The sequence below is a fragment of the Streptomyces sp. NPDC057694 genome (genome assembly GCF_042799415.1).
Classification (GTDB): domain Bacteria; phylum Actinomycetota; class Actinomycetes; order Streptomycetales; family Streptomycetaceae; genus Streptomyces.
Window position 1 is genome coordinate 178,428 of sequence record NZ_JBHVIX010000017.1, and the last position, 6,681, is coordinate 185,108.

Annotated in this window: 7 protein-coding genes; 4 read left to right on the forward strand and 3 right to left on the reverse strand. The window is 72.5% G+C overall.

The genetic code is table 11. The annotated features are described in order from the left end of the window. Positions 1-67: 67 nt before the first annotated feature. Positions 68-577, forward strand: a complete 510-nt coding sequence (locus ACFVDP_RS30490; RefSeq protein ID WP_383496639.1) for a DUF5709 domain-containing protein — start codon at positions 68-70, stop codon at positions 575-577. Here ACFVDP_RS30490 and ACFVDP_RS30495 read toward each other — a convergent pair whose 3' ends face one another. After that, positions 578-748 (reverse strand): hypothetical protein, encoded by a 171-nt coding sequence (locus ACFVDP_RS30495; RefSeq protein WP_383496642.1) that lies wholly within the window; start codon positions 746-748, stop codon positions 578-580. It abuts the gene before it with no gap. 97 nt (positions 749-845) lie between these two features. Here ACFVDP_RS30495 and ACFVDP_RS30500 point away from each other — a divergent pair, with 97 nt between their 5' ends. Further along, entirely contained in the window at positions 846-1,196 is a 351-nt protein-coding gene (locus ACFVDP_RS30500; protein WP_383496645.1) for a YkvA family protein, read from the forward strand. A gap of 61 nt (positions 1,197-1,257) precedes the next feature. On the opposite strand, the gene ACFVDP_RS30505 is transcribed toward ACFVDP_RS30500, so the two are convergent. After that, a complete protein-coding gene (locus tag ACFVDP_RS30505; RefSeq protein ID WP_383496648.1) occupies positions 1,258-2,613 on the reverse strand; it encodes an MFS transporter in 1,356 nt (451 codons plus the stop codon). A gap of 157 nt (positions 2,614-2,770) precedes the next feature. After that, entirely contained in the window at positions 2,771-3,424 is a 654-nt protein-coding gene (locus ACFVDP_RS30510; protein WP_383496651.1) for a TetR/AcrR family transcriptional regulator, read from the reverse strand. Between the two features lie 160 nt (positions 3,425-3,584). Here ACFVDP_RS30510 and ACFVDP_RS30515 point away from each other — a divergent pair, with 160 nt between their 5' ends. Next, positions 3,585-5,414, forward strand: a complete 1,830-nt coding sequence (locus tag ACFVDP_RS30515) for a bifunctional sugar phosphate isomerase/epimerase/4-hydroxyphenylpyruvate dioxygenase family protein (RefSeq protein ID WP_383496654.1) — start codon at positions 3,585-3,587, stop codon at positions 5,412-5,414. Between the two features lie 118 nt (positions 5,415-5,532). Continuing rightward, positions 5,533-6,594, forward strand: a complete 1,062-nt coding sequence (locus tag ACFVDP_RS30520) for a PP2C family protein-serine/threonine phosphatase (protein WP_383496657.1) — start codon at positions 5,533-5,535, stop codon at positions 6,592-6,594. Positions 6,595-6,681: the final 87 nt, after the last annotated feature.

Sequence of the window (6,681 nt, forward strand, 5' to 3'; positions counted from 1 at the left end):
ATCGGGCGCAGACTGGATAAGCGACAGGGACGACAAGCAACGGGGACCCGGAAGGAGGAGACACCGGATGACCGAGCAGAGCGACGTCACGGCCATGGGCGACGAGGTGTACCAGCCGGGTGATCCCGACGCCCGGGAGGACGAGGGCATCCTCGAGGTGGAGGACACCCTCTACGACCGAGGGGTCGACCCCTACGACGAGGGGTGGTCGCCGCCGGAGCGGCCGCTGGGTGTCGAGCACAGCGGGACCACGGCGGCCGAGCGGCTGCGCGGCGAGAGTCTCGACGAGCGGCTGGCCGAGGAGCGTCCGGACCCCGTGGTCGAGGAGTACGAGGCGCTGGAGTCGGGCGACGGCGCGGGCGACGGCATCGGTGACCTGGCCGGCGGCGCGGGCGAGCCCGTCGACGCCGAGGTGGGGGCGCTGCGCGCGGGACGGCTCGTCGCGCCCGACGAAGGCGCCCACGAGGACGCCGAGAAGGACATGGTCGCCATGGATGTCGGCTTCGGCGGCGGTGCCGCGTCGGCGGAGGAGGCCGCCATGCACCTGGTGGAGGAGGACGAGGGGACGGCCGACTGATCACTGGCCGGTGCAGGCCGCCGCCAGCATCAGCGCCACCGACAGCACAGCGGTGCACAGCGCGGTGGCCGGCGGCGTGAGCGCGACACGGTCCGCCGCGAGCTGGCGCGCCGTGACACCTATGCAGACCACGCTGACCGCCCCCAGGATCATCGCCACGTAGATGAGCACGAACCGTCCTCCTTGTGCGGGCCGGGATCCGGGCTCCATGATCGCGTGACGGACGGCGCGGCGCACCCCGGCCGTGGGCGGGGCACGGAGGAGAGGTATGGACGGACAGACCTGGCTCGTACTGGCGGCACTCGCCGCCCTGGTCATGCTGGCGTACGCCGCGGTGCTGCTCGTACGGGTGTTCAAGGCCCGGAAGCTGCTCGTCGAGGCGGGCATCCCGCTGCGCAACAAGGCCCTGTTCTGGGGCGCGGTGATCTACACGATCTCACCGGTCGACCTGCTGCCCGACCCCATCTACCTGGACGACATCGGGGTCCTGCTGGTCGCCCTCAAGGCCCTCCACTCCGCGGCACGACGCGCGGGCCTGGACCGTGCCGATCGCGAGGACAGTCGGCCGGCGGTCGCACCGAAGCGGGTCGCGCCCAAGCCGGGCGAGCCCGCGCCGTGACCGGCGGCGCGGCCGAGGGGTACGTGCTTGTGCCGTGCCCCCGGCCGCGCCCGACGCTCCGTCAGATCGTCGCCCGGCGTGCCTCGTCCACCGGCGCGGCCGGCACGGAACGCTCGCCGAGGTGCGGAGTCGGCACCCGGTGCGTCTCGCGTGCCGTCAGCGCCGCGATCACCGGCGGTACGCACAGCGCCGCCGTGAACAGCGCCACCGCGGACCAGTCGTCGCCGTCCGGGCCCGCTATCCGCGCCGCGAACGTCACCGCGAACCCGGCGACCGCGAAGCCGATCTGGGTGCCGATCGCCATCCCGGAGAGCCGGACCCGGGTCGGGAACATCTCGCCGTAGAAGGCCGGCCACACCGCGTTGGCCGCGCTGTAGACGACACCGAAGGCGAGGATCCCGAGGACGAAGGTGAGGGCGTAACTGCCCGTGGAGATCGCCCACAGATAGCCGAACATCGCCGGCGCGCTGCCGACGGCGCCCACGAGATACACCGGGCGCCGCCCGACCCGGTCGGCGAGCCGGGCCCACAGCGGGATCGTGCCCAGCGCCACCACGTTCGCCAGGGCGCCCACCCACAGCATGGCCGAACGGTCCATGCCGACCGCGTCGCTGGTCGCGTACGACAGGGCCCACACCGTGAAGACCGTGCTCACCGAGGCGACCAGCGCGCCCGCGATCACCCGGAGCAGACTCGCCCAGTGCTCGGTGAGCAGCACGACGAGCGGCAGCGGCGCGGCCTTGCCGGTCCCCGCCGCCTGCCGGGAGAACTCCGGCGGCTCCTCCAGGGTGCGCCGGATGACGTAGCCGACGACGGCGACGGCCACGCTCAGCCAGAACGGGATCCGCCAGCCCCACGACAGGAGTTGGTCCTCCGGGAGCGCCGCGACCGGCAGGAACACCAGCGTGGCCAGGAGCTGTCCGGCCTGGGTGCCGCTGAGCGTGAAACTCGTGAAGTACGCGCGGCGGTGCTCGGGCGCGTGCTCCAGGGACATCGATCCCGCGCTGGCCTGCTCGCCGGCCGCGGATATGCCCTGCAGCACCCGGCACAGGACCAGCAGGACGGGTGCGAGCCCGCCGACCTGGTCGCGGGTCGGCAGACAGCCGATGAGGAACGTCGACAGGCCCATCAGGATCAGCGTGAACACCATGATCCTGCGGCGGCCCAGCCGGTCGCCGACGTGCCCGAGGAAGAACGCGCCGACGGGGCGGGCGGCGTAGGCGACACCGAACGTGGCCAGCGAGAGCAGCGCCGCGTTCGCCGGATCGGACTCGTCGAAGAAGACCTTCGGGAAGACCAGCGCGGCGGCGCTGCCGTAGATGAAGAAGTCGTAGTACTCCAGGGCGCTGCCGATCCAGGCGGCGAGTGCCGCCTTGCGTGGCTGGCTCTGCGGCAAAGGGGGCGCGGGGACGGACACACGGGCTCCTTCGGGGGACGGGAAGCACTCGGCTCGGCATCCGGTTAATTAACCCACTGGATAGTTAGTAGTGGATGGCCTGAGATGTTGCGCCGGTGTCAACGGCCTGTCAAGAGCTGTGTCGTGGCCGGTCGTCGGCCGACTGCCGGCCAGGCGGTTAACGCGCGGTGAGGTAGGCGATGACCATGTCGCCGAGCATGGTGCGGTAGTGCTCGCGGCGGTCGGCGGCCGTCAGGTCGCGGCCGAACAGGGCGCCGAACGTATGCCGGTTGGAGACCCGGAAGAAGCAGAACGAGCTGATCATCGCGTGCAGGTCCACCGCGTCCACGTCCGCCGTGAACACGCCCTCGGCCCGGCCCGCCTCCAGAATCCGGCGGATCACGTCGATCGCGGGGGAGTTGAGCGAACTCAGCGTCTGGGACGCGGCGATGTGCTCGGCGTCGTGGATGTTCTCGATGCTCACCAGCCGGATGAAGTCCGGGTGCGCCTCGTGGTGGTCGAAGGTCAGCTCGGCCAGCCGGCGGATCGCGGCGACCGGGTCGAGGTGCTCGACGTCCACGTCCTGCTCGGCCTCGCGGATCACCGTGTAGCTGCGCTCCAGGACCGCGGTGAACAACTGCTCCTTGCCGCCGAAGTAGTAGTAGATCATCCGCTTCGTCGTGCGGGTGCGGGCCGCGATCTCGTCGACCCGGGCGCCCGTGTACCCGGCGCGGGCGAACTCCTCGGTGGCCACCGCGAGGATCTCGGCCCTGGTGCGGGCCGCGTCGCGGATGCGGCCCTCGCGCCGCGCCGGTTCTTCCGTGGTGGTCATCAGGATCGATCCTTCGAGCGGCGGGCGGACGTGCGGTGGCCTGTGCTGGGGGTGATTGTAGAAGCCGCGTTCCGGACGGGACGGTGCCGCGTCCCTTCCCAGGAGGCATCCGGCTTGATATGAGTAACGAACCAGTTCGTACATTATCCGGGAGTCCGCCGTGCGCACCTGCATCGCCACCGTCTCGCTCAGCGGCTCGCTCACCGAGAAGCTCACCGCCGCGGCCCGTGCCGGTTTCGACGGTGTCGAGATCTTCGAGAACGACCTGCTCGCCAGCCCGCTGTCCCCCGAGGACATCCGCGCCCTCTGCGCCGACCTCGGCCTGTGCATCGACCTGTACCAGCCGATGCGCGACATCGAGGCCGTGCCGGCCGACGTGTTCGCGCGCAATCTGCGCCGCGCCGAGCACAAGTTCCGCGTCATGCGGCGGCTCGGCGCCGACACCCTCCTCGTCTGCTCCAGCGTCTCCCCGCTCGCCCGGGACGACGACGCGCTCGCCGCGGAGCAACTCGGGCGCCTCGCCGAGCGGGCGGCCGAGTCCGGGATCCGCGTCGCCTACGAGGCGCTCGCCTGGGGCCGCCACGTGAACACGTACGACCACGCCTGGCGCATCGTCGAGGCCGCCGGCCACCCCGCGCTCGGCACCTGCCTCGACAGCTTCCACATCCTCGCCCGCGGCGCGGACCCCAAGGACATCCAGGGGATCGAGGACATCCCCGGCGACAAGATCTTCTTCCTGCAACTGGCCGACGCGCCGCGGCTCGCCATGGACGTCCTCCAGTGGAGCCGCCATTACCGCTGCTTCCCCGGACAGGGCGACCTGGACGTCGCCGGACTGCTGCGGCACGTGCTGCGCGCGGGGTATCGCGGGCCGCTGTCCCTGGAGGTCTTCAACGACGTGTTCCGGCAGGCCGAGGCCGGGCCCGCCGCCGTCGACGCCCTGCGGTCGCTGCTCGCCCTGGGGGAAGCCGTGGGAGAACCCGTGGGGGAGGCCGTGGGCGGGGGTGACCTGCCCGCGCCCGTCGTCCCCACCGGCGTCGCCTTCGCCGAACTCGTCACCCCCGACATCGTCCCCGCCACGGAGCTGCTCACCGCGCTCGGCTTCACCCGCACCGGCCGCCACCGCGGCAAGCCGGTCGACCTGTGGGAGCAGGGCGAGGCCCGCATCCTGCTCAACACCGGGCCCGCCGCCCGCCGCGACGGCACCGTCGTCGCCGCCGTCGGTCTGGAGAGCCCCGACCCGGCCGGTGCCGCCCGGCGCGCCGAGGCGCTGCTCGCCCCGGTCCTGCCGCGCCGCCGCGCCACCGGCGACGTCCTCCTCGACGCCGTCGCCGCGCCCGACGGCACCGAACTCTTCTTCTGCGCCACCGACCGGCCCGGACTCCCCAACTGGAAAAGGGACTTCGAGCCCACCGGAGAGGCGCCCGCGGCCGGCGCCGTCCGGCGCGTCGACCACCTCGCGCTCACCCAGCCCTGGCACCAGTTCGACGAGGCCACGCTCTTCCACCGCGGAGTCCTCGGCCTCGACGCACAGGGCAGCGTCGACGTCGCCGACCCGTACGGACTGCTGCGCAGCCGCGCCTTCTCCACCGCCGACGGCGCCGTCCGGTTCGCCCTCGGCGTCGGACCCGGCCCCGCCGACGACCACGACCGGGCCCAGCACATCGCCCTCGCCACCGACGACGTGGTCACCGCGGCCCGCCGCTTCCGCGCGGCCGGCGGGCGGCTCCTCGCCCTGCCCGGCAACTACTACGACGACCTCGCGGCCCGCCACGCGTTCGCCCCCGGCGAGCTGGAGACCTACCGGGAACTCGGCATCCTCTACGACGAGGACGAGCACGGCACCTTCCGGCACTGCTACACGCGCACCGTCGGCCGGGTCTTCTTCGAACTCGTCCAGCGCGACGGCGGCTACCGCGGGTACGGCGCCCAGAACGCCCCGGTGCGGCTCGCCGCTCAGCACGACACGGCCGGTGTGGCCGCGCGCTGACACAACGTCACCTCAGGTCACGGATTTACGTCGATCTCATCCGTTGCCAAGAAACCCCGCATACGCTCAAGGCGCGACATGTCCGAACGCCGACGGGCCGTCCTGACGGGGGAGTGCGATGACGAAGGCGAAGTTCCCGGCCGGCCGGGCCCTCGCCGCCCTGCCGTACGCGGTGATGGGCGTGGTGGTGATCACCGAGCTGGTGACGCCCACCGGGTTCGGGCTGCTGTCCCTGATGGCGCTCGGCCCCGCCTTCGCGGGACTCAGCGGCGGCAAGCGGCGCACCGCGCGGATCGGCGCGGTCGCCGTCCTGCTGTGCGTGGTGCTCGCCGCGTCCGACGGGACGCTCGGCAAGCGGCGCGTCTACATCGCCTCCATCAGCGTCGCCGGAGTCACCGCGGCCGCCCTCGGCGCCGTCGTGATGCGCGAGCGCCGCGACGCCGAACTCGCCAGCGTCCGCTCCATCGCCGAGGTCGCACAGCGCGTCCTGCTGCGGCCCGTCCCGCGCGTCGCCGGCGCCCTGCGCGTCGCCGTCTCCTACACCTCGGCCGTCGCCCAGGCGCGGATCGGCGGCGACCTGTACGAGGTCGTGGTCGTCCCCGGCGGCACCCGCGTCATCATCGGCGACGTGCAGGGCAAGGGGCTGGAGGCCGTGGAGACCGCGGCGCTGGTGCTCGGCGCGTTCCGCGAGGCCGCGCACGACGAGGCCGAACTGGCCGGCCTCGGCAAGAGACTGGAGCGCGCACTGGAGCGCGAGCTGCTCGGCGAGCGGTTCGTCAGCGCCCTGCTCGTCGAGGTGGCCGCGGGCGAGCGCGAGGCCACGTTCCTCAACTTCGGACACCCCGCCCCGCTGCTCGCCCGCGCCGACGGCACGACCGAGTTCCCCGAACCGCCGCACTACGCTCTGCCGCTCGGCCTCGGGGTGCACGGCGGGGACGAGCCCGTACCGTACGCGGTCCCCTTCGCGCCCGGCGACCAACTCCTCCTCTATACGGACGGGGTGAGCGAGGCGCGTGACGGTGCGGGGATGTTCTATCCGCTGGAGGACCGGGTGGTCTTCCTCAAGGACACCGATCCGCAGGCGGCGCTGGAGCGGCTGCGCACCGATCTCGTCGAGCATGCCGCGGGGCCGTTGCACGATGACGCGGCGATGTTGCTGCTGCGGCATCGGGAGGACTGAGTCTGCTTTCGTCGTCGGGTGCGGTTCTCGTCGTGGCTTCTCGCGCAGTTCCCCGCGCCCCTGGGCGAGCGCAGCTCGCTTCAGGGG

Coding starts and splice junctions, on each gene's coding strand:
- ACFVDP_RS30490 (WP_383496639.1), top strand. CDS start 68: ATGACCGAGCAGAGCGACGTCACGGCCATGGGCGACGAGGTGTACCAG.
- ACFVDP_RS30500 (WP_383496645.1), top strand. CDS start 846: ATGGACGGACAGACCTGGCTCGTACTGGCGGCACTCGCCGCCCTGGTC.
- ACFVDP_RS30510 (WP_383496651.1), bottom strand. CDS start 3,424: ATGACCACCACGGAAGAACCGGCGCGGCGCGAGGGCCGCATCCGCGAC.
- ACFVDP_RS30520 (WP_383496657.1), top strand. CDS start 5,533: ATGACGAAGGCGAAGTTCCCGGCCGGCCGGGCCCTCGCCGCCCTGCCG.